The organism is Planctopirus hydrillae, from assembly GCF_001707835.1.
Taxonomy (GTDB): Bacteria; Planctomycetota; Planctomycetia; order Planctomycetales; family Planctomycetaceae; genus Planctopirus; species Planctopirus hydrillae.
The window spans coordinates 80,637-101,860 of record NZ_LYDR01000144.1 but is presented as its reverse complement, the minus strand read 5'-3'; the positions used below and the strand labels follow the sequence as shown (position 1 = coordinate 101,860).

The window sequence follows — 21,224 nt, the reverse complement described above, 5'->3', positions numbered from 1 at the left end:
TCCTATTTTTCAACCTGAACGCTTGCCGGAAGAACTGGAATGCTCAGCCGTGTTGCCGACGCGATCTATTGGATGAGTCGATACATTGAACGTGCTGAAAACCTGGCACGGTTCATGGACGTGACTTTTAACTTAATGCTCGATTTGCCGCAGTCTCATCAGAATGCCTGGGCGCCCCTGGTCTATACGACAGGTGACCATGAGTACTTTCGCGAAAAATATGGCGATGCGAATCAGAGCAGCGTGATTGAGTTTCTCGCCTTCGACCAGGACTATCCTGGGTCGATCCGTTCGTGTGTCAAATTTGCCCGAGAGAATGCCCGCTCTGTTCGTGAGACGATCTCCAGCGAGATGTGGGAGCAGTTGAACCTGTTCTATTACATGGTGCGGGAAGCTTCGGCTAATGATCGCATCAAGGCGTCTCCTCTCGATTTTTTCCAGGAGATCAAGCAGGCCTCGCATCTCTTCAAGGGGATCACCGATGCCACGATGTCCCGAGGGGAAGGCTGGAATTTCAGCCGGCTGGGGCGTTTGCTTGAGCGTGCCGATAAAACGTCTCGAATTCTGGATGTGAAGTATTACCTCCTGTTGCCAACAGTCCATGATGTGGGCTCACCCACGGATGACCTGCAGTGGCAAGCGGTGTTGAGATCTGTCAGTGCGATGGAAATGTACTCGAAACAATTCCATGCGATCACTCCATCGAAAGTCGCTCAATTCCTTATTCTGGATCGCCATTTCCCGCGGGCCATCAATTATTCGGTCACCGGCGTGGAACATGCCTTACATGCAATTTCGGGTACGCCCATGGATACTTTTCGCAACTCGGCCGAACAGCGCGTCGGGCAACTGCGATCCGAACTGGCCTATACCACGGTGGATGATGTCATTCAGCAAGGCCTGCATGAATTTCTTGATTTACTGCAGACGAAACTCAATAAGATTGGTTCCGCAGTTCATGATACATTTATTGCCGTGAAGCCTGTGGACACATCGGTCCAGTCGCAGGAAAATGGTTATCAGCGACAATCCATTTTCGTTCGCTAAGCTTGTGAGTTGGCTATTTTCCTTGAGCAACAGTTAACGGCTCAATTCAGCAGGCTATGAGAGCCTTTCTAACTGACCTTTACGACGAATGAGATTTTTATAGTCCCATTGAATTTCCTGGGCCTTCTTTAGCCAGCGCCTTAAATCAGTTTTCTTGATCTCAGAAATGTCATTATAGAAAATTGATGCGTCTTTAAACTTTTTGCCGACCACGTTCAGGCTGGCTTCTTCGAAACTCGCACCACTCCAGAACATCAGTCGGATGCCGGGCTTTTGTCGACTATATCCAACAATTGGATTTCCATCGATGAACCAGACGGGATGAGCGTGCCAAATCCTGTTTTCTGACCCTTTCAGATTCTGATCGATTTCCTGTGCTAAAAGATCGCAGATTTCTTTCTGCTGCGGTTCATACTTTTGGTTGTATGCCAGGATTTCCATGTGCATGGATTGATGCCCCTTAAGATTCTGACTTCCGTCACACAAAGACCACGATGGTTCAATTCGCCCGCTGATACAAGCACTCCGGCGGGACGTTTCAGGTATCGAAAGGAAGAGAAACGAGATTACGGAGTGCAAAACTTTGCAGGGATCGCACAGTCAAAGAAGACGTCAAGAACAGGTCCTTCGCATTGCCCACCGCGACAATTCATGCTGACGATGCTCCCCAGTCGACCCGAATTGGCTGTTTCTTCGCGAACTGCTCACCAAAATCTCATCGTCCAGGCTTCCCCAACCGTCTGACGTTGATTGTTGCCCTACAATTTGTACAGAATCAGCCTAGTGAGCGTTGCGCAAGGTCGTGAGTGAAATCTCCCGGCGACGTTGGAATTGTCGTCACTCCTGATACCCGTTTGACGAGCATTGAAAGAACCACGGAAGTTTCTTTAAGACGGATGGCCGCATGCTGACATCGCAACTCTTCTGGAGAATTTTCGCGATCTATGCGGGTTTGACGCTCTGCACGGCATTCGCATTTGCCTTGACACTCACTGCCGGATACCGCGATCTGGCGTATCCGCAAGTAGAAGCCCGGCAGATCGACAATGCGCAGATCCTGTTACCACAACTTCGAAAAATTCCTGCCGATGATCGATGGGATTTTCTGCGCACGATCAACTCAACTTCCGAAACAAGATTCGAAGTCTTGACGTTGGATCAAGCTCGACAGAAGGCCAATGCCGAGCCGGAACTGGCAGATGCACTTGCTCATCGTATTGGAACTTCTCGGCGGCCCAACGCGAACGCCCTGTTTCAGTTTTATGCGATTGAATTTGAGGCCCACGGCGAGACACTGATTCTCCGCATGACGACGCCGCTGGACAGCGTGACAGAAAACCTTTCCTGGATCTCGGCTCGATTGTGGGCCACAGCGTTTACATTGGTGCTGATCGGACTGATTGTGACGTATGTCATGGTCGCCCGAATCATTCAGCCGCTGGATCGACTGACCCACGCTGCCGAACAAATGGCCCTGGGAGAATCTCCGAAGGGATTGAATTTCGATAGCCAGAACGAAATCGGTACTTTAGCCCGCATGCTGAGAAATATGGATCGCCAGTTGGCCCAGCGATTCAGTGAACTCGAAAAACAAAGCCAGGAACTGGAAGAAAAACATGAGCAACTGGCGACAGTCCTTCGCTCGATGATTGAAGGTGTGATTGCCGTCGACCGCTCAGAGCAGATTCTTTTTGCCAACGATACGGTGTTCCAACTGCTGGATGTTCAGCCACAGAGCTTTATGCGCCGGCCGATCTGGGAAGCAGTCAGACATCCGCAGGTTCAAAAAATTGTTCAAGCAGCACTCAGTGGCCAACCCTCAGAAAAGGTCGAGTTCGACGTTGCCCGCACACAGCGAACGCTGGCCATGGTCGCCTCCCCTTTGCCCGGTGAGCCGGCAACTGGCGCGGTCCTGGTTCTGCATGATGTCACAGATCTCAGGCGTCTTGAAAATCTGCGACGAGAGTTTGTCTCCAATGTTTCTCATGAACTGAAAACCCCGCTCACGTCCATCAGTGCCTATGCCGAGACCTTGCTGAATGGCGCGATGGAAGACGAAGAAACTTGCCGGACATTCCTGCAGAGAATTGAGGAACAGGCCGAACGGCTCAACAAGCTGATTGCCGATCTGATTGCCCTCGCCCGGCTGGATTCGATTGAACAGGCATTCGAGCTTGAACCAGTCAACGCCACGTACATCCTGCAAAAAAGCATTGACGAGCATCAGGGTGTGGCCAAGAGCAAGCAGATTGAACTGATTTCGGTCGCTCCGAACGAAGAGATGGAAGTCATTGCCGACAGTGATGGTTTCCAGACAATTATCGACAACCTGCTCGACAATGCATTGAACTACACTCCTTCGGGTGGCCGGGTCACGGTCCGCTGGAGGCTGGAAGGTGAGTGGTCAAGAATCGATGTTGAAGATACCGGTGTCGGGATTCCCCGCGAACATCAGGCCCGAATTTTTGAGCGATTCTACCGGGTCGATAAAGCCCGCTCCCGTGAGGTCGGAGGTACCGGATTGGGCCTTTCGATTGTGAAGCACCTTTGTCAGGTTTTTGGGGGGAGTATCCGTGTCACCAGTCAGGTCGGCTCTGGCAGTCAATTCACGGTCCTGCTGAAGAACGGTCAAAACTCGAATGGCCAGACATGGATGTGAACAGAGAATTTGCCATGCAAATGCCCCTCAGTTGAAATACTTGCCCAATGATCCTGATTGAGGAAAACCCGAATTGGTCAAGGATTTCCTCCGAAAAAGGCTGGATTGAAAGGGCAATCATGTGGCCTCGCTTGAACGCAACCTATTGCCGCACTTAAATTAAGACAATCTTAACAATTGGCTGGTTGGAATTTTCACAGAGAGTCCTTAGGCTCCCTCCGTCGTCGGAAAAACATATCCGGCATCAATTCTTGATCAACGATGAACACAGATGTCTTTGGAGCTGCTGGAATGCCGTTTTTACGTCCCCGATATGCCCTGGTACTAATCGCGTTGTTTGGGACTGTGTTTGGCTCCCTGTCAGGCTGCGGAAAATCAGTCGACAAAACAATTGCCGTCGATGGATCCAGCACCGTTTTTCCAATCTCCATGGCTGTGGCCGAAGAATTTGAAGGCAAATTTCCTGACGTGAAACTGACTGTGGCCATGTCTGGCACAGGTGGTGGCTTTAAGAAGTTTATCGCGGAGGAAATCGACGTGACTGGTGCCAGCCGACCGATCACCGAGAAGGAAGCCGCTGAGTGCAAAGCCAAGGGAATCGATTACGTTGAATTTCAGGTAGCCATTGATGGCCTGACAGTGGTCATCAATCCTGCCAACACCTTCGCCGAATGCATGACAGTGGCAGAACTGAACAAGATCTGGGCTGCTGACAGCAAAATTTCGAAATGGAGTGAAGTTCGCGAAGGCTGGCCCGACGAACCGATCCAACTCTTTGGAGCCGACACAGCTTCGGGAACTTTTGATTACTTTACTGAAGTGATCAATGGGAAGGCGAAATCCAGTCGCTCGGACTATACAGCCAATTCGAATGATAACATCCTTGTTCAAGGCGTTGTCGATTCGAAAGGTGCTCTGGGTTACTTTGGATATGCCTACTATGCCGAAAACGCTTCCAAGCTGAAGGCTGTCAAAATTTCTGACGGCAAGAACGCTGTGTGTGTTGAACCGACACCTGCAACGATTGAATCCGGCGAGTACACACCACTTTCTCGACCACTGTTCATCTACACGACGAAAGCCAAATTGAAGCGTCCTGAGGTCGCAGAGTTCATTAAATTCCTGCTGTCGGAAAAGGGCGACCAACTGGTTGAAGAAGTGAAGTACATCAAGGTTCCCAAATCGGTCAAAGAAACCATGCAGCAGCGATTGGCCGATGCTCTCAAGTAAGGCAGGCAGATCTTTCTGAAATTGTGGTCAAAAGATCGGAATGTGAATCAAAAACTGCGATCTTTTGACTGGATTTTGACTGCCTGTGCCGCCGGAAGATCGAATTATCAGTTCCTCTGAGGTATGTTATTGAGTCTTCATGTCTCATGTGTTTTGAATGCTGATTGACCCAATGAGCATTTAAAACACCTTTGACCGATCAACTGAGTATACAGCACATGTCTGTGGTCGAACAAAAGTCTGCGAGTACTGGCTCGGTCATCGACCGCACGAATCTGGAGGCCTCCGGACTGGCCTATCGCTTCACGTGGCAAAGGCTCCGTGAAAGCCTCATTCAGATGTTGCTGTTTCTTTGTGCTCTGCTTTCCGTGTTAACAACACTGGCCATTATTTTCGTACTGGTCAGTGAGGCGATCTTTGGCATTCCCCCGGAAAAGGCCTTCTTTCAAGAGATCAGTCTCTCTCAGTTCTTCCTGGAAACACGGTGGGCTCCGCAATACAGCCCTCCCGTGTTCGGCATCTGGCCGCTGATCTGCGGAACGTTCCTCATCACGATCATTGCCGCGATCATTGGATTGCCGACGGGATTGCTGGCTGCTGTCTATCTGGCCGAATATGCATCACCACGCGTTCGTTCGATCGCAAAGCCAATTCTTGAACTTCTGGCTGGTGTTCCCACAGTCGTTTATGGGTATTTTGGTCTCAGGATCGTGACGCCCTATCTCATTCGGCCTGTTCTGAAGCCCGCTGAATTCTTTGGTGTCGACTGGCTGTGGAGTATTCCCGTCGATGGGTTCAATGCGTTAAGTGGCGGGATCGTTGTGGGATTGATGATTATCCCAACGGTCTGCTCGCTCAGCGAAGATGTCCTTCGTGCAGTCCCGCGAACTCTCAGAGAAGCTGGATATGCACTGGGTTCCACCAAATTTGATGTCTGTGTGCGCGTGGTGATTCCATCGGCGCTTTCGGGGATCATTGCAGCATTTCTGCTGGCCATCTCTCGCGCAGTCGGGGAGACAATGGCCGTGACGATTGCGGCTGGTCAAAAACCGACGTTAACGCTCAATCCTCTCAGTCAGATTGAAACGATGACTGCGTATGTGGTGAATGTCATGTCGGGCGATACGCCAGTGGGCACGATTGAATATAAAAGTTTGTACGCCGTCGCTCTGGTGCTCTTTCTGACCACATTGACGATGAATCTGATTTCCCAGTTGGTGCTGGCACGTTACCGCGAGGTGTACCAATGAGCCAGCGATCAATACCCCCATTGCCAGTCGAGCCCCCTCAAACGCCTCCTGGGAACAGCCTTGGCAGCACAAAACTGATTGAGGAAAGTTTCGACTCGGAACTCGCCCGTCGTCATCGCTATGGCATGATTTTCGAATGGGTCTGCTGGTTGGCAACCTGGGGTTCAGTCGTCATCCTCGGCGTGCTGATTGCAACCATGGCCTGGCAGGCCATGGGATGGCTGACACCCAAGTTTCTCGTATCGATGCCCCGCAGAAATCCGGCTGACGCAGGGATTCTACCGGGTATTGTCGGGACGTTCTGGTTGATCCTGCTGACAGCAGTGTTATCAGTCCCCCTGGGGGTTGGTGCCGCAATTTACCTCGAAGAATACTCCAAGCCGACTCTGCTGACAAAATTCATTCAGTTGAATATCGCGAATCTGGCCGGTGTTCCTTCGATCGTTTATGGCATTCTCGGATTTACCGCTTTCGTGCGCATGTTCGGCCTCGCGAAAAGTGAATACCTCATTAATCTGGGGATCGGAAGCCTGCAACTGACGCTCCCTTTCGGTCGCACAGTGATCTCGGGGGCATTGACACTGGCGCTCTTGAGCCTGCCTGTTGTGATCATTGCCAGCCAGGAAGCACTTCGATCCGTTCCCCCAAGCCTGCGTCATGCTTCATTAGCTCTGGGAGCCACGAAGTGGCAGACCATCTGGCATCAGGTTCTGCCTTCAGCTCTGCCGGGAATGATGACGGGAGTGATTCTTGCCATGTCGCGGGCCATTGGTGAAACCGCACCACTCGTGGCAATTGGTGCGGCAACTTACATCACCTTCACACCGGGACGTCTCAATTCCGTCTCCGAAGCATTCACCAGGCCAGACAAGCTGGCGCAAGTTCCCTTTGATTCGTTTACCACTATTCCGATGCAGATTTATGGCTGGATCAACGAAGCAAAACCTGAATTCCAGCACGTTGCGGCGGCAGCCATTCTTGTGCTGCTTGTGATCCTGCTGATCTCCAATGGTCTGGCAATCTTTATTCGCCAGCACTTCCAGAAGAAAGTTCGCTGGTAGGGCCACTTATGAATCTGATACCACCACAAGCGGGCTTCGCACAGGCCACCACAATGCCTCAGCCACACCCATCGCCAACGGCGGGTCAAACTCATTCGTCGACGTCCACTGCTGCGGTTTCTGATCACAACCAACAGAAGTTGAAGATCGAAACCCGACACATGAACTTCTTTTACGGCAGCCACCAGGCGCTGTTCGACATCAATCTGAAAATTCCAGAGCGGGCCGTCACCGCTCTGATTGGCCCTTCGGGCTGTGGCAAAAGTACCTATCTGCGGGCACTCAACCGCATGAACGACATCATCGAAGGCACCCGACATACCGGAGACGTCTTACTCGATTCACAGGATATCTACGCGCCGCGTATCGATGTGGTCGCCTTACGCAAACGCGTTGGCATGGTCTTTCAGAAGTCAACTCCGTTTCCCAAGTCGATCTTTGAGAACGTCGCCTACGGAATGCGGATCGCCGGTATCCGAAATCGCTCATTTGTCCAGGAGACGGTCGAGCGCTGCCTGCAACAGGCCGCATTGTGGAACGAAGTCAAAGACCGGCTCAAAGATTCCGCGATGGCGCTCTCTGGTGGGCAGCAGCAGCGATTGTGCATTGCCCGGGCACTGGCCACGAATCCTGAAGTGCTGCTGATGGATGAGCCGGCCTCGGCACTGGATCCAGCTTCAACAGCCCGCATCGAAGATCTGATCATCGAGCTGAAGCAGAATTATACGATCGTTATCGTGACACATAACATGCAGCAGGCTGCCCGTATCAGTGAGTGGACTGCCTTTTTCTGCCAGGGGCGACTGGTGGAAGTCGGTTTAACGAAGCAGCTCTTTTTCAAGCCTCGGGAAAAAGAGACGGAAGATTATATTACCGGTCGTTTTGGTTAATCATGTCCGGTGTCACTGAATGTAAAATATGAAGAGTCAGTCCATTTCTCCATTCAGTACATAAGGCCGTCGTTTATGGCGATTCACCTCATTCGCGACCTTGATGCTCTGCATCGCAACGTCCTCACGATGTGTGCCCGCGTTGAGGAACTGATCGATTCAGCCGTCGATGCCCTGCACCGCCGCGATTACGAGAAAGCCGAGGAGATCCCGGCTCAAGATGACGAAATCGATCGCATGGACGTGCAGATCGAAGAGGAATGTCTCAAACTCCTCGCACTGCATCAGCCAGTTGCCGTCGACCTGCGGCGAATTACAACCGTGATGAAGATCTCTGGTGAACTCGAGCGAGTCGCTGATCTGGGAGTGAATATCTCTGAGCGTGCGCTCTCGATTATCCGTTGCGGTGAAGTCCACGTACCCGACGATTTCCGCGAGATGTCACATCTGGCATTGAGCATGTTGCATCGGAGTATCGACTCTTATGTGGACATGGATGTCAAGCTGGCACGCGATGTCTGCCAGACAGATGATCGTGTTGACAACCTCAACCGGGAGATTATTCAGGATCTCATTCTGCGGATGCAGCGACAGCCACAGCTCATTGAATTGCACATGCACCTTTTCAGTGTGTGCCGACAGATCGAACGGGTTGCCGATCACGCGACGAATATTGCCGAAGATGTGGTTTATCTTGTCGAAGGTGAGATCATCCGGCATCGCAACCGCTTAGAGACAGGGACCACTTAAGGCCTGGGCATCGACAAGATTTCAGGTCCCTGAAAATCTCAGGTCGTTGAAAAAGTTTGTCATGGGGAATTCGCACAGTAAGTTGATGAAGTTCTTGTGAATAAACACTTTCACCCACTTCCAGCGAGTGACGGCAAGAATCCTTCGGCTATTCTTACGACAAAACAGGTCAGAGGGACTTACACGGAAATCATCCGCAGCAACGGATCATGAAACCTTCCGGCAGTTATCGGAATGTTTCTGGCTACTTGATTCTTCAGAATCCACTCATTTGACAAACGAGTTCTTGTCTCAGTCGTCATCATTGGGATTGTATGGCCAAGCCGAAAGTTCTTTTGATCGAAGATGAAAGATCTCTGATCGATATTCTGACTTACAATCTTGAAAAAGAGGGGTTCGAAGTCACTTCGGCCTCAGATGGTCAGGATGGTCTGCGGCGAGCACAGGCCATGACGCCGGATCTGGTGATTCTTGACCTGATGCTCCCTGTGATTGACGGCCTTGAAGTGTGTCGTCAGCTTCGCAGTGACCCGAAGTTACCAAACTGCAGGATTTTAATGCTCACTGCCCGTGCCGAGGAAGTTGACGAGATTGTCGGCTTCAACATGGGTGCGGATGATTATGTCGCCAAGCCCTTTAAGGTGAAGCCCCTGATTCATCGAATCAAAGCTCTGTTGCGACGATCTCAGGCCGGTGAACAATCACGAGATGTGATTGTGACAAGGGGCATCGAGATTGATCGGATCAATCATACGGCTCGCCTGAATGGTGAAGAGCTGCATCTGACACCCACTGAATTTCGATTGCTCTGGACTCTGGCACGTTCACCTGGCCGACCCTTCGGTCGAAATGAATTGATGGATCGTTGCCGAGGTGAAGATGCCAATGCACTTGAACGAACGATTGATGTTCATGTGCGTTCGTTGAGGCAGAAGCTGGGGGCACTGGCAGATATTGTGGAGACAGTGCGTGGCGTCGGTTATCGATTCCGTGCCGAGAACTCTGAAGTGATTGCGGAGTGAGTCTTCGTCCGCTCCCGATGGCGCCTGCGAAAATCACTCTCCTTAGCAACAAGCCTGAGTATTCCCGGGATCTTGAACCGCTCTAACGGTACTTCCGACACTTTCGACTCTTCGCCCATGTCGTTTACAGAGTCGACTTAGGGTGTCGTTTTAGAGTGCAGTTTTAACGGTTGCATGGATTGCACCGTCCAGTGCCTGCTGGAATTCAGGTCGTCGCGAACTCCAGCCTCGATTGAGCTGCTGAATCGTGTGCTATGTTTCCCAGTGAGGAAGTAACCCACTGGAGGATCAATCGCAGGCTGTGGTGAAAACAGAGGCTGTCGAATCAGTCTTGTGATTGGTTCTAGATCTGAAGTCGCTTTGAAAAGTGTCGAGATCAACTCGGCTCGTGTGAATTCGATTTCACCAGTCTGATCAGATGATTCTTCTGAAAACGAAGGTTGTTCCTCGAAAGAGGATGAACGAAGTTCTCGGCACAGCGTGTGAGAACATTCAAAGATTTGTTCGCTGCTCAACAGGCTGGCGCAGCGCACAACACGACAGGCATGTCATGCGGAATGAATCAGAACTCCCAGTCGATGAAGACCGACTGTTCGACAATATCGAGCAAGTTGAGAAGTCTTTATTTGAATTGGATTCAGCAGCAGGCTTTGTCGATCCGACCGACATTCAAGCAACAAAGAGGCCCAGTCACGGGCAACATTCTTCCGATCTTCCCGCGACTTGGGATCGGTCACCTGAAACTGGAGAGATCTCTGCACAAGATTTCGACGATCTGATCAGCGCACGAACAGCCGAAAATCCTTTGACTGATCACACTGTTGAGCAGACCTGGAATGAGGACAATCACCTTTCCTCGATGGATCAGCTCGCGTCTCCAAAAGTCACTTCAGAACTCCGGATCTCAAAGCAGCGTATGCATCCTCCATCGGTTGCAAATCCCTCCCATCGGGGGGCTGCCATTGAGCACGGACGACAAAGGAAGGAACGGTCAATCCTCGATGAACAGCAACGCGCGAACGAGCACTTCAAAGCTGCTGCCCTTTCGCGCATTCAATCCCTTGAAATCGAGCTGGAAAATAAGAACAACCTGATCCAGGCACTCACTGAACGGCTGGAACAGGCGGCTGAACAGCTTGATCGACTGCATCGCACCGGGGCAGATCGTAAGGTTGTCAGCTCATCATTTGGTGCCAGTGTTGATCGACATGCCACATTAACCGCAGATATGCAAAGGTTTCTTGAACAGTGGGATGCCATGCAACCTGCTGTTTTGCTGGGACAACTCGATTCTCGCCTGGCAGACATTCGGGATTATCTGTCTGATCAATTCGAACAACTGAAAAGCCAAAATGCCTTCTATATGGGGTCAACCTCTCAGTTGTCATCGCTTAATGCAGCAGTTGACCAGACTTTAGATTCGCTGCTGGCCAATGAACAAAGTGCGCATCACGAATCCTCTTCTGAAGGGAATAGTGTTCTCTGGGAAAGCCTGAAATCGCAGATGCTCTCTGTCGATGAGCCAACTGATGCTTTCGAAGAAGGAACTGGTGGATCGGGTGTCGAATCGCTGGTCGAGACCGATTTTACCGAACCAGAAGTCCCACTCCCTTTTAACATCGAGGATTGCCAGCAACAGGAGTTTGAAACAGCCATTAATCAGCGAGATGCTTACATCAGTTGGCTGATCAGGCGATTAAGAGCCCGCGAAATTTCAGGTGGCCCTCCCAACTGGGCCGCTCTGGAACATGCACCGGCAGAACTGGTTGATGAATTGCGTTCATTACAGGTCCGCCTGGAAGAGCATTTACGCCTGGCTGAAGTCGAACTTTCGCTGGAGCGAGCTCGCTGTGCACGCGATCTGGCAAAGGTTCGTCAGCAGCAGGAAGTTCTGCGGGACAGACCCAATTCGGCTCAGAAGGATGATCCCACACCGGCAGTTCATAACACGAAATCTGCCGAGAGACGCTGGCGGCGATTTCTGGGAACACCACCCCGGGATTGAGCTATCCCTGCTTGTCCAGGAAACGTGGGAACGCAATTCACTCCTTCTCCCGTTCCGACGGGAGAAGGCCGGGATGAGGGACACTCGAACGTATGGGGCGTGCAATCAACAAGCCGCTTCATCGCGAGATACTTTTCCTCTTTGCTCATTGACAGACAATCGGCGCCCCTGCGGATACCTCGGTGACTGATCCCTATCGATTGGCAAGACCCTCACCCGGCACTCCGTGCCACCCTCTCCCACGAGGACGCGGGCGAGGGTTTTTTACCCCTTCTCCCGTTCCGACGGGAGAAGGCCGGGATGAGGGACACTCGAACGTATTGGGCATGCAATCAACAAGCCGCTTCATCGCGGGACGCTCTTCATTTTCGCTCACTGCAAGAGAATCGGCGCTCGTGCGAAATCGAGGAGAACTACTCGTTTCCATCGGCCAGCCCTCCGCGAAACGCTTACATGTCACTCTCTCGGATAAGGCTGCCCGAAAGTGAACTGTTGCAGGAGTGCCACGATCGTCAATAAACGTCAACAGCCCATGTTGTATTTTTGATTCAACATTCAGCAATTGCAGAATTCTCGAGCTGAAGCTCGGGTTGTCTTTTGACCTTTACTTGAAGAAAGCTACGTTTTCATGAGTCGTTGTCTCACACATCGTGAGACGTCAGCCGCAAGTCAGGGTACTGCGACTTGCCGCCCCCCTGGGGGCAGTCGCTGCGTGGGCTCTTGGGCCGCGCCGAGAGCCCACGCTCCTCTGTAAAACGCGCGATTTCGTCCTCATGCGACTGTCGGAATCTCACTTGTCGAGACGACCAGATCGTGCGTGATTGATCGGGCAGCCCAGTGGAATCAGGCGGAACGACCTGCACTGCGATCGAGGCACTTCAGCGGCATCAGAAGAATTTCACCGCTGAAGAAAGGAGTCGAGTCCACATAGCCTTCGAATTCCATGCGGGCCGAAACTGGAGCATCCACACTGATCGCTCGTGAAAGCACGTATAATCGGTGACCGTTCAGAGATGCGTGGTGAAACTCGAGGCCATAGATTCCACCAATACCGAAATTGATCCCCATACCTCCAAAATCGAGACGTTTGAGATAATACGCACTGACCTGAGCCGCCACTTCAGTCCAGCGTGGCCCAGCCTGGATGGTTCCCTGACCAACATTTTTGGCATGGATCTCAGAAGCAAAAGGGTTGTCTGCCAGATGCCGATATCCCAGAATTTCCTGCCGATCATCATCGATGGACAGGATTCCATCGAGTTGATGCATCTCAAAACGCTGAGGATTCACAGCATGAATTTGATCGGCCGTAATCAGATCTGGCAGCAAATGCCAATCACCCGGATCAGGTAATGGACTACGATGCACTGGATCTAAGCCGATACCAGGGCTACGACCAGAGAACTCTTCAGTCGATGAAACTGTCTTTTGCTGGCCCGTTGTCTGAATCATAACTGTGATCCTGATAGCCCTTCATCCAACAATCCTGTGCAGTTCACACCGGCTTGTCTGGGCCTGCGTATTGAACAATCCGTTCTCGACCTTGAACCATCTGTTCAGGCTTATCGTGGGACACTCGGTGGTGAGTTGCAACCGAGTGAGGAAGACGATGTCAGCAGCAAAATTGATACCGATTCTCCTTTTGACCTGAGCGACACTTCTCTCAGATCGACCGGAAGCAATCGAACATCCCGTGGCGCAAGGAGTTCTGTGCCTTGCTTCCAGATTAATTCGAGCTCGCCATCAATAACACACAGGACGGTCATTTCTTCAAGATTCAGGATTTGAAGATCGTTTCCAAGCTTTTGAAAGCGAATTTGAAATGGATCCTGGGGAGCCGTGATGTGCCGAATCAATCTTGAAGACTGCTCATGGAGTGTCGATTGATCGACAGGACTTGTCGAATGGCTGTCCCAGAGTAACGAATGGGAAACCTGGGGAAGTCCAGTTCCGGAGCGGATCGCCCGGGCAGCCTCCCGCGGATGAAGCGTACGCAGTTCGCCATCACTTCCACGCCGCCCGTAATCATCAATTCGGTAGGTCACATCGACTGGAGTCTGAACTTCCAGAATGGTCACTCCACGAACAGTATGAACGCTGCCCGGAGGGAGAATCGCCCATTGTCCTGCCTCGACTGGAAGTCGCGTCAATAAGCCAGCTTCCAGAAGTTCGTATTCTCGCGCTCCCGCTTCGACCTGTTTTGCTAACTCTTCCCGCTGATCTTCTCTCACGGGACCAACAATGATTTCACTATCAATCGCAGTTTCCACTACCAGCCAGAACTCAAATTTGCCGTTTTTACCTGAAAACTCGCCTGGTAACTCGACACGAGCTTTTGATGTCTCCGTTTTGTTGGCTGAGTCTGGATTGAACAGTCTCAGTGGCGTCGTTCCAGTCAATCCGCCGGAGTCACATCCCGGAATCACAGCGGGATGGACCTGCAGCGAGAGCCAGTCGTTGCATTCCAGGTGCTTGACCAGCCAGGGAAACTCGGGATGTTGCTCAGCAGTTGGCTGAGTTGAGAACGAAGAGCCAGCGAGTGAGGCCCCGAATTTCTGCCAGAGTTGTTGCAGTGTCCAGATCTCCGGCTGGCCATTTTCCGCTGGATGCCGGCTGACCATCTTGAGACGCGACGATTTTCCTGCGACGCCTGAGATCTCCCACGATTCGCCAATCCGGCAAATCTCATTACCGCCAACGAATGATGAATAATCTGAGGTCTTCTGCTGACGAGCTGCGTGCTCAAGCAGTCGATATCCTCCCCAGACCTTCGGAACCAGTTCGGGTTCAAAAGCTAATGGGCGAATCGAGCCCATCAATTCACTCAGAGTTTCACCAGACCCGGTCAATTCAGAACTTTCCAAAGGGATCAAACGTCCAAGTCGATCATCAACAGTCAGGAATTGACTCGTTTCGATTTCAGTTTCCATCGAGTTCACCATGATCGCCAGTTGATTTCCTAACATATTGAACTGAACACGCCGATGCCGAGTGACAGCTCTCTTTTTCTCGATCGTTAGTGGACCCGCACTTGCGACTTTTGCAGTCGGCACCCGCAAGTCCTCGATCACAAATGGAACTCACTTCAAATTGACTGGGTGGCCGACACAATCACTTCCGTCTCTTCAACAATCCGTATATGGAAAGGTGACAAGACTTCATATGTCACCCCTCGCCATTCGATCCGACGGGTAAATTGAGCTCGCAGGACACACCACAAATTCATCGTTTGTACAAAGACCATCCAGACAGGGATCAAAGCCCAGACCCACCAGGCTCCCCAGAGCCTTCGACGCGGGCTCGAAAGATTCAGAACTGCTCTCTCCAGCAGGAACAGCAACAGACAGAGAGTCGATTGGAATAACACGGCAGCCCCAATTGCCATTAAGGCCTCGTTTCCGTATCCACGCAGAGCGGCCACCAGAGAAAAAATTAAGGAGCCCTCGACCACCACGAAAACAGAGAGACCATGGAGCAACACAAACCACCAGTTTGAGTGATAGAGCCTGGTGTTTAATAATTGCCTGGTCACCCAGCGGCGGAAAGAATTGACACTGATATCTTCTTGATTCACCATCATTAACGTTGGTACAAACTGCACTTTGAGATTCATCTCACGCAAGGCATCCTGTGTCATCGTGTCTTCACAGATGGCTTTGCTCCATCGATCAGCCAGTTTCAACTGATCAAAGACTTCCCGCCGGAAGGCCAACGTGCCACCCCACGCAATATGCAGTTCCGTCATCAAGGCCTGTGCTGCCACATTCCACAGATAACGCATGACAGCCCCAGGTGTGGCCGTTTCCGGTGCATACCAGCGTCCGCCCGTTGCAGCTCCAACACCCGGCTGATTTAAAGCCGCGGCCAATTCTCGCAACCAGGTCGCGTGCGGCACCGTATCAGCATCAAGAAATGCCAGCATTTCAATGGAAGGATCAATCGTCTCCAGCGCTTCAATCTGGCTGCCGCACTTCAGACTGCAACCCGCTCTCCGCTTGAGATGAGGTTGTATCGTCACATGACTGGCATGGAGTTCTTCCTTAATACGATGCACGATCTCCCAGGCCGTATCGTGAACAGAATCCACGATCAGCTTCACAACATACTGAGGATAATCCTGTGCAAAAATGGAACGGAGCGTCGCTTCCAGAAATGGATCTGAACCCCGCAGGCACATTACGACCATCGCTTTGGGGCATTTCTCATCCGGATAGGGAGGCTGTGCGTAATGACTCAACGACCTCAGCACACGGTACGCAATCACCATGTGAATGAGCACCATAGCTATCGAGAGCAGTAATAATCCGCCAGCGATATAGTACATAAAGACTTCAATGCCTAGAAATCCGGCAACAGTGCCGAAAAAGTAAAACCAGAGAACATCACGTCAGAACCGTTTCCAGATGACACCTCTTAGAATTCACCGATCACTTCTCCTCCAGAACGAGAACCCAGGCGACCCCAGACACCGTAAGGAGAAGCTGTCCCGGTATCCGGTTGAGGAGGCTGGCTCGACAAAGTCCCTGTATCGATGTTGTCGGAGACAAATCTCACAGAGCCATCCAGCATCAGGACATGGACCCCACCTGTATGACGACTGCTGGCACTGAAAAAGCCAGTCCCCCAGTGATCCGGAGCCGTCACAAAACAGGAGGCTGAATTGGGGGGGAGAATTGTCGAAAACGACGTAAAATAGGCTGCACCATCTGCCCAGCGATAACCAAAGGCTGTATCCCCCAGATAAACAGGGATAACGCTGCCGTACTCACGGGAACCCGATGGCAATTGAATCTGGCAAGACGTCGGATTGGTTCCATCGGCTAACTCCGTGCGGATACCAATTTCCCGAATTCTCGTTGGCCTGACACCCTCTGACATGGCAATCGTATTACTGCTGCCATCTGTAATATCTGCCAAACGGTAACACTTCAGAGACCCAAAGCCACCGCGGGAACCAACAATCACGGGTGTTGTGGAGGTTGAATTACTTCCAGACGAAGAAAGGGTGTCGCCCGCACTGAAAACATAATTCAAGTACCCCTGTTGATTCGGCGACCCCGAAGGATCAATGCCGGTGGAATCAGAGGGACACACCAGCGAAGGAATTTTTGCCTGCCAGACTGCATTCCCACCCCAGGGAACCTGATTGACCGATTGGATTTGCGAAAACAGTGGTGCCTGATCAATGAACGGCAGCAGCGCCACAAAACCACTCCAGCGATTCGCCCCAGTCGAAGCCGATAGTGCCGGCGTCCCCGGGCCGGTCTGACGTGGGGGAAGCATCTGGGAAGCATCATGATAATTGTGAATCGCCAATCCCAATTGCTTTAAGTGATTACGGCACTGTGTCCGCCTGGCGGCCTCACGAGCCTGTTGGACAGCAGGTAGCAACAGAGCAATCAGCACAGCAATAATCGAAATCACAACCAGCAACTCAATCAGCGTAAACCCACGCCGACTCTTCGTCGCCTGAGAACTCGCACACATAAGGGTTAACAACATTCATTCTCTCCGAGTACTTTTCGCAAGATTCATACAAACTGAAATCAAATATCAAGAACAAAGACTCAGCAGATATTCAATGGGTTTGTATCGATATCCTATGGTGCGGCATAACTTGCCACCTGTGATCCTTGAAGCCCGGCATAATAGATCTCTACAGCATGAGACGATTCACCAGTCGTCTGAGAGATCCGTTCTGACGTCACCACTTCATGAACTTTGTGAGCTTTATATCTCTGCAGGAGATCTTTACGTTCTTTTTCCATCATGCACTGCGTATCAACCAACAGATAAAACGGCTCATTCAGCCACGGAAGAGTATAAATTGAAATGTCATGAAACCCCGCCTCTGCGGCAAAGACCTCACCAAGAGGGGAATTGGCAGTGACATAGACGTTATCGCCAGACTCTTTCTGCTCAATCCATTGCACCGCATCAGCGTAGAGGGCCTGCGTCGGAGTCAGCCGGAGTGGTTGCGATGCTCCCACAAAGGCCATGCCCCACGCGACACCTCCCACAAGACATGCTGACTTTAGGAGCAGGCCCGATAACTGCGAATTCTTATTTCTCACGCAGAACATCATGACGAATAGACAAGCCGCCACAATTGTGACTGTGGGCGAAAGTATATAAGACGTCAAATAGTTCAAGAACCAGCGATCCGTCTGCAGTGACATCAAGATGATTGAGGAGATCACAGCCAGCCACATCACGACTGCCATTCCCAACGGAGAGACCACCAGGCTCAAGGCATGATTAACCTTCCTGAAAAACCCAAGCGAACGAGAGGTTTCTACTCCAGTCTCTAACTTCATCAACTTGAGGAGCTCTGCAAGAGCGGCATGAATACAGAGCACCATCCAGGGGGCGGCTGGCACGAGAAAACGACCGTAGCCACCACTGGCGAAAAAGTTGAGTGAGTACAATGCCGTATTGAGTAGCACTGTTCCCCACGCACCGGCAACAACCAGCCACAAGCCAAGAAGAATGGTGTTTTGCTCACAGATCGCCTGCCAGAACTTCCCTATCAATGAACGACTTCTCGGGGCATCAGGTAGTTGATCCCCATGGGATCGACAGGAGGTTTCGAATAAGGATCTCGTGAGTAGCAGCACTCCACCAAAAATGATGAGTACGATTGCCGCAGTACCTGCCGCTTCCGCCCACATCCAGAAGCCATGAACCAGCCCACCACTTCCGTAGCTATGGTTAGAATTTCCCGACAAATACCGGTTGATGGGAATATCGTACGACTGAAATCGATAACAGGCTGCATTCCACAACAGTTCCGGGAGCCAGACCACGAGTGCCGGACCGAACTGTCTTAAACTGAATAGGACGATTGATCCGGCTGCTACGGTCACAATCGCCTCGTGACGGGTCAGCATGGTCAGCCCCAGGACAATCGCAGCGAGATACCATCGTTTTTCGATGAAAAGCCATGTCGCCAAAATGAAATAGAGCCCGCAGATCGTCTCGGTTAATGTGGTTATCGAAAGCTGGAAATTCAGAGGAATCAGCATGAACAGTGGCCCGCACCATTCCGGACTTCTGAAGTTTAACCGTGCCGCCACTTTGGTCGTCAGGATCGCTGTGAGCGTACAGATCGCCACACTCAAAAGACGGCAAGCCAGCCAACCTGTCAGCGGCGAACCGATAATTGCAGTGAGTGCATAGGGGATGGTGAACCCTGGTCGTCCCCAGACATTGAGAAACAGGACAGGTTGAGTCCAGGCTCTGCGGGAGATGATGTAATGACTCACATCGTCATCATGGTAGGCACCATTCGAAAAACACACCAGAACCAGCTGCAAAAGCCAGAACGGGAGCATCAGGTAACAGAATTTTGACCAGTCAATTCTTGTCTGTTCGCCATGATTCTGAGAATTTACCACGCCCGCGGTATTGGAGCTCACTTCCTGATGGGATGAACTCGCGCCACCCTGCTGGCTCGATATTTCATTGGAGCTATCGATCGATAAGGCTGTCGCCAACGATCCCGCCGGTTGCATCATAATGTGGCTCCTGCCGGTGCAGTCGTCACTGATTCACTTCGACCTTCGGAATTGACTCCATACTCCACGAGTGCCCTACCCTCGACTGTGGCGTTCTCGGGTTGACTGGTTTTGACAATCGAGGGAGCTGCAGGCGTTCCGTAAGCCTCCCAGACAGCTCCGCCAAATAGCCATAGATACCCCACCAGCCATGTCGCTTCGATCACCATCAAAGCCTGGAAATTGAATTTCCAGGCAATAACGATAGACGCCATCAGGTAAAGAATGACAAAGGCGTCCGGCCATACATACCAGGCCAGTTTGCGACGTACTTTCTTTTTACTGCTCTGCTGGCTGAAGCCCTTGGGAGTCACCACCCATTGGTTGGCGCGCTTAAAAACGGCTTCCAATACAGCAATACTGCTTTGGCAGGAAAGCCCTGTCATCATCGCCATAAAGACAAATGTGCGTGGCACCAGCCTTGCCAGCCTTATATACCAGGGGCCTTCATCAAAGCGGATGCGGGGGGTTCCATAAACCAGCAGAACGGCCGGAACCCAGACAAAACCCATATAGCAGAGCTTGACCAGATCTGCATGTTCGGGAGCTGCATGAAGGATTAGTGGCAAGGCACCGGTAATCAGCAGCATGACCAAGCTAGAAAGCATCGTGAATGGTGCGAAAAGCTGTGCCGTCGCATGAATCTTGACCGAGAGTGGGAGCGGCTGCTGCCAGACTTTTCCGAGAATCTTCAGGCCGACCTGGGCATTCCCCTTGAACCAGCGGAACAACTGCACCCGCAATCCTGAAACGGAATTGGGGAGCTCTCCGGGGGTGACATAATCTTCGACATAGACAATCCGGTACCCGAGACTTTGCGTGCGGTAGCTGAGATCCAGATCTTCCACGAGCGTATCGGCACTCCAGCCACCAGCGGCCTCCATAGCAGAGCGTCGCCAGATCCCGGCTGTTCCGTTAAAGGTAATAAAATACCCAGCCCGGTTACGGCCATTTTGTTCGACCGAGTGATGACCATCCAGAAAGAACTGTTGAGCCTGCGTCAGCACAGAATCATGCGCATTCAAATGGCCCCATCGGCTCTGCACGACCGCCACTTCAGGGGAATCAAAGTAAGGCAACAGATGGGTTAGAAAATCGGGCTGAGGGATGAAGTCAGCATCAAAGATCGCAATAAACTCACCAGTTACCAGCGGCATTGCGGCTTGCAGCGCGCCCGCTTTAAAACCTTGCCGATCTGTGCGGTGCAGATACTCAATGTTGAGTTCTGGCTGAGATTGGCGCAGTTCCTCCAGAATCCTTGCGATAATCTCCGGAGAATGATCTGTCGAGTCGTCAAGAATCTGAATCTGAAGTCGATCTCGAGGATAATCGATGCGCGATACCGCCTCGAGAATTCTGGGTGCAATGATTGACTCGTTGAACATCGGCAACTGAATCGTGACGGCTGGCAGTTGCTCGCGATCAATCGGTCTGGTTGTTGGCTTTTGTTTCTTCCAGACACTGCGCCAATAACGATAAGCAAGATCAAACTGGGTCAACTGAAAAACAGTGTTGACCAGAGTGACGAACAATAAAGTCACAATGAGCGGAAGCAGCATCTGCGATCACGATCTGTTGGCTTTTCGATGAAGCCTCCATGCGGGTGCATCGCCCTCCTGACGATCACGCAGTATGAAGTCGTCAAACACGCTACGTCAATCAGGGTCTGCACCATCTTCGCAGTTTTCTTACAGCACCCAAACCACCAACACATGCCGATGTCGCGATGAATAATCCGCACAACTCGAGTATTC

At 51.6% G+C, this 21,224-nt stretch carries 16 protein-coding genes; 9 read left to right on the top strand and 7 right to left on the bottom strand.

The genetic code is table 11. The annotated features are described in order from the left end of the window. The first annotated feature begins 39 nt into the window (after positions 1-39). Positions 40-1,047, top strand: a complete 1,008-nt coding sequence (locus tag A6X21_RS17635; RefSeq protein WP_068850487.1) for an alpha-E domain-containing protein — start codon at positions 40-42, stop codon at positions 1,045-1,047. Between the two features lie 54 nt (positions 1,048-1,101). On the opposite strand, the gene A6X21_RS17630 is transcribed toward A6X21_RS17635, so the two are convergent. Next, positions 1,102-1,494 carry a DUF1801 domain-containing protein gene (locus A6X21_RS17630; protein WP_068850484.1) on the bottom strand — a complete coding sequence of 131 codons (393 nt, stop codon included), beginning with the start codon at positions 1,492-1,494 and terminating at the stop codon, positions 1,102-1,104. Positions 1,495-1,951: 457 nt separating this feature from the next. Between A6X21_RS17630 and A6X21_RS17625 the strand changes: the two genes are divergently transcribed. From A6X21_RS17625 to A6X21_RS17585, 8 genes are all read left to right on the top strand, one after another. Continuing rightward, positions 1,952-3,706 carry a HAMP domain-containing sensor histidine kinase gene (locus tag A6X21_RS17625; RefSeq protein ID WP_068850482.1) on the top strand — a complete coding sequence of 585 codons (1,755 nt, stop codon included), beginning with the start codon at positions 1,952-1,954 and terminating at the stop codon, positions 3,704-3,706. A gap of 291 nt (positions 3,707-3,997) precedes the next feature. Then, positions 3,998-4,936, top strand: coding sequence for a PstS family phosphate ABC transporter substrate-binding protein (locus A6X21_RS17620; protein WP_068850523.1), 939 nt, complete (start codon positions 3,998-4,000; stop codon positions 4,934-4,936). A gap of 218 nt (positions 4,937-5,154) precedes the next feature. Continuing rightward, complete coding sequence (gene pstC, locus A6X21_RS17615) at positions 5,155-6,186, top strand: phosphate ABC transporter permease subunit PstC (RefSeq protein ID WP_068850480.1); 1,032 nt, start codon at positions 5,155-5,157, stop codon at positions 6,184-6,186. A 125-nt stretch (positions 6,187-6,311) separates the two neighbouring features. Continuing rightward, positions 6,312-7,247 (top strand): phosphate ABC transporter permease PstA, encoded by a 936-nt coding sequence (gene pstA / locus A6X21_RS17610; protein ID WP_438822581.1) that lies wholly within the window; start codon positions 6,312-6,314, stop codon positions 7,245-7,247. 8 nt (positions 7,248-7,255) lie between these two features. After that, on the top strand, positions 7,256-8,137 hold the full coding sequence (gene pstB / locus A6X21_RS17605; protein WP_083233702.1) for a phosphate ABC transporter ATP-binding protein PstB: 882 nt from the start codon (positions 7,256-7,258) through the stop codon (positions 8,135-8,137). 75 nt (positions 8,138-8,212) lie between these two features. Beyond that, positions 8,213-8,887: a phosphate signaling complex protein PhoU gene (gene phoU / locus A6X21_RS17600; RefSeq protein WP_068850478.1), complete on the top strand. Its 675-nt coding sequence runs from the start codon at positions 8,213-8,215 to the stop codon at positions 8,885-8,887. Between the two features lie 314 nt (positions 8,888-9,201). Then, positions 9,202-9,909, top strand: coding sequence for a response regulator (locus A6X21_RS17595; protein ID WP_013109749.1), 708 nt, complete (start codon positions 9,202-9,204; stop codon positions 9,907-9,909). A 550-nt stretch (positions 9,910-10,459) separates the two neighbouring features. Beyond that, a complete protein-coding gene (locus A6X21_RS17585) occupies positions 10,460-11,914 on the top strand; it encodes a hypothetical protein (RefSeq protein WP_068850472.1) in 1,455 nt (484 codons plus the stop codon). A gap of 843 nt (positions 11,915-12,757) precedes the next feature. Here A6X21_RS17585 and A6X21_RS17580 read toward each other — a convergent pair. The 6 genes from A6X21_RS17580 to A6X21_RS17555 form a co-directional block, all read right to left on the bottom strand. Continuing rightward, a complete protein-coding gene (locus A6X21_RS17580) occupies positions 12,758-13,366 on the bottom strand; it encodes a hypothetical protein (protein ID WP_068850470.1) in 609 nt (202 codons plus the stop codon). Between the two features lie 110 nt (positions 13,367-13,476). Continuing rightward, positions 13,477-14,844 (bottom strand): class I mannose-6-phosphate isomerase, encoded by a 1,368-nt coding sequence (locus A6X21_RS17575; RefSeq protein WP_131818410.1) that lies wholly within the window; start codon positions 14,842-14,844, stop codon positions 13,477-13,479. Positions 14,845-14,999: 155 nt separating this feature from the next. Then, the gene (locus tag A6X21_RS17570; protein WP_068850464.1) at positions 15,000-16,238 is read right to left on the bottom strand and encodes a glycosyltransferase family 2 protein; all 1,239 of its coding nucleotides are present in this window, start codon (positions 16,236-16,238) and stop codon (positions 15,000-15,002) included. Positions 16,239-16,327: 89 nt separating this feature from the next. Continuing rightward, entirely contained in the window at positions 16,328-17,416 is a 1,089-nt protein-coding gene (locus tag A6X21_RS17565; RefSeq protein WP_083233701.1) for a DUF1559 domain-containing protein, read from the bottom strand. A gap of 98 nt (positions 17,417-17,514) precedes the next feature. Next, entirely contained in the window at positions 17,515-19,431 is a 1,917-nt protein-coding gene (locus A6X21_RS17560; protein ID WP_068850458.1) for a hypothetical protein, read from the bottom strand. Then, positions 19,428-21,029, bottom strand: a complete 1,602-nt coding sequence (locus tag A6X21_RS17555) for a glycosyltransferase (RefSeq protein ID WP_068850455.1) — start codon at positions 21,027-21,029, stop codon at positions 19,428-19,430. Before A6X21_RS17555 ends, A6X21_RS17560 begins: the two co-directional genes overlap by 4 nt. Between the last annotated feature and the right edge of the window lie 195 nt (positions 21,030-21,224).

Coding starts and splice junctions, on each gene's coding strand:
- A6X21_RS17635 (WP_068850487.1), top strand. CDS start 40: ATGCTCAGCCGTGTTGCCGACGCGATCTATTGGATGAGTCGATACATT.
- A6X21_RS17630 (WP_068850484.1), bottom strand. CDS start 1,494: ATGCACATGGAAATCCTGGCATACAACCAAAAGTATGAACCGCAGCAG.
- A6X21_RS17625 (WP_068850482.1), top strand. CDS start 1,952: ATGCTGACATCGCAACTCTTCTGGAGAATTTTCGCGATCTATGCGGGT.
- A6X21_RS17620 (WP_068850523.1), top strand. CDS start 3,998: ATGCCGTTTTTACGTCCCCGATATGCCCTGGTACTAATCGCGTTGTTT.
- pstC (WP_068850480.1), top strand. CDS start 5,155: ATGTCTGTGGTCGAACAAAAGTCTGCGAGTACTGGCTCGGTCATCGAC.
- pstA (WP_438822581.1), top strand. CDS start 6,312: ATGATTTTCGAATGGGTCTGCTGGTTGGCAACCTGGGGTTCAGTCGTC.
- pstB (WP_083233702.1), top strand. CDS start 7,256: ATGAATCTGATACCACCACAAGCGGGCTTCGCACAGGCCACCACAATG.
- phoU (WP_068850478.1), top strand. CDS start 8,213: ATGGCGATTCACCTCATTCGCGACCTTGATGCTCTGCATCGCAACGTC.
- A6X21_RS17595 (WP_013109749.1), top strand. CDS start 9,202: ATGGCCAAGCCGAAAGTTCTTTTGATCGAAGATGAAAGATCTCTGATC.
- A6X21_RS17585 (WP_068850472.1), top strand. CDS start 10,460: ATGCGGAATGAATCAGAACTCCCAGTCGATGAAGACCGACTGTTCGAC.
- A6X21_RS17580 (WP_068850470.1), bottom strand. CDS start 13,366: ATGATTCAGACAACGGGCCAGCAAAAGACAGTTTCATCGACTGAAGAG.
- A6X21_RS17575 (WP_131818410.1), bottom strand. CDS start 14,844: ATGGAAACTGAAATCGAAACGAGTCAATTCCTGACTGTTGATGATCGA.
- A6X21_RS17570 (WP_068850464.1), bottom strand. CDS start 16,238: ATGTACTATATCGCTGGCGGATTATTACTGCTCTCGATAGCTATGGTG.
- A6X21_RS17565 (WP_083233701.1), bottom strand. CDS start 17,416: ATGTTGTTAACCCTTATGTGTGCGAGTTCTCAGGCGACGAAGAGTCGG.
- A6X21_RS17560 (WP_068850458.1), bottom strand. CDS start 19,431: ATGATGCAACCGGCGGGATCGTTGGCGACAGCCTTATCGATCGATAGC.
- A6X21_RS17555 (WP_068850455.1), bottom strand. CDS start 21,029: ATGCTGCTTCCGCTCATTGTGACTTTATTGTTCGTCACTCTGGTCAAC.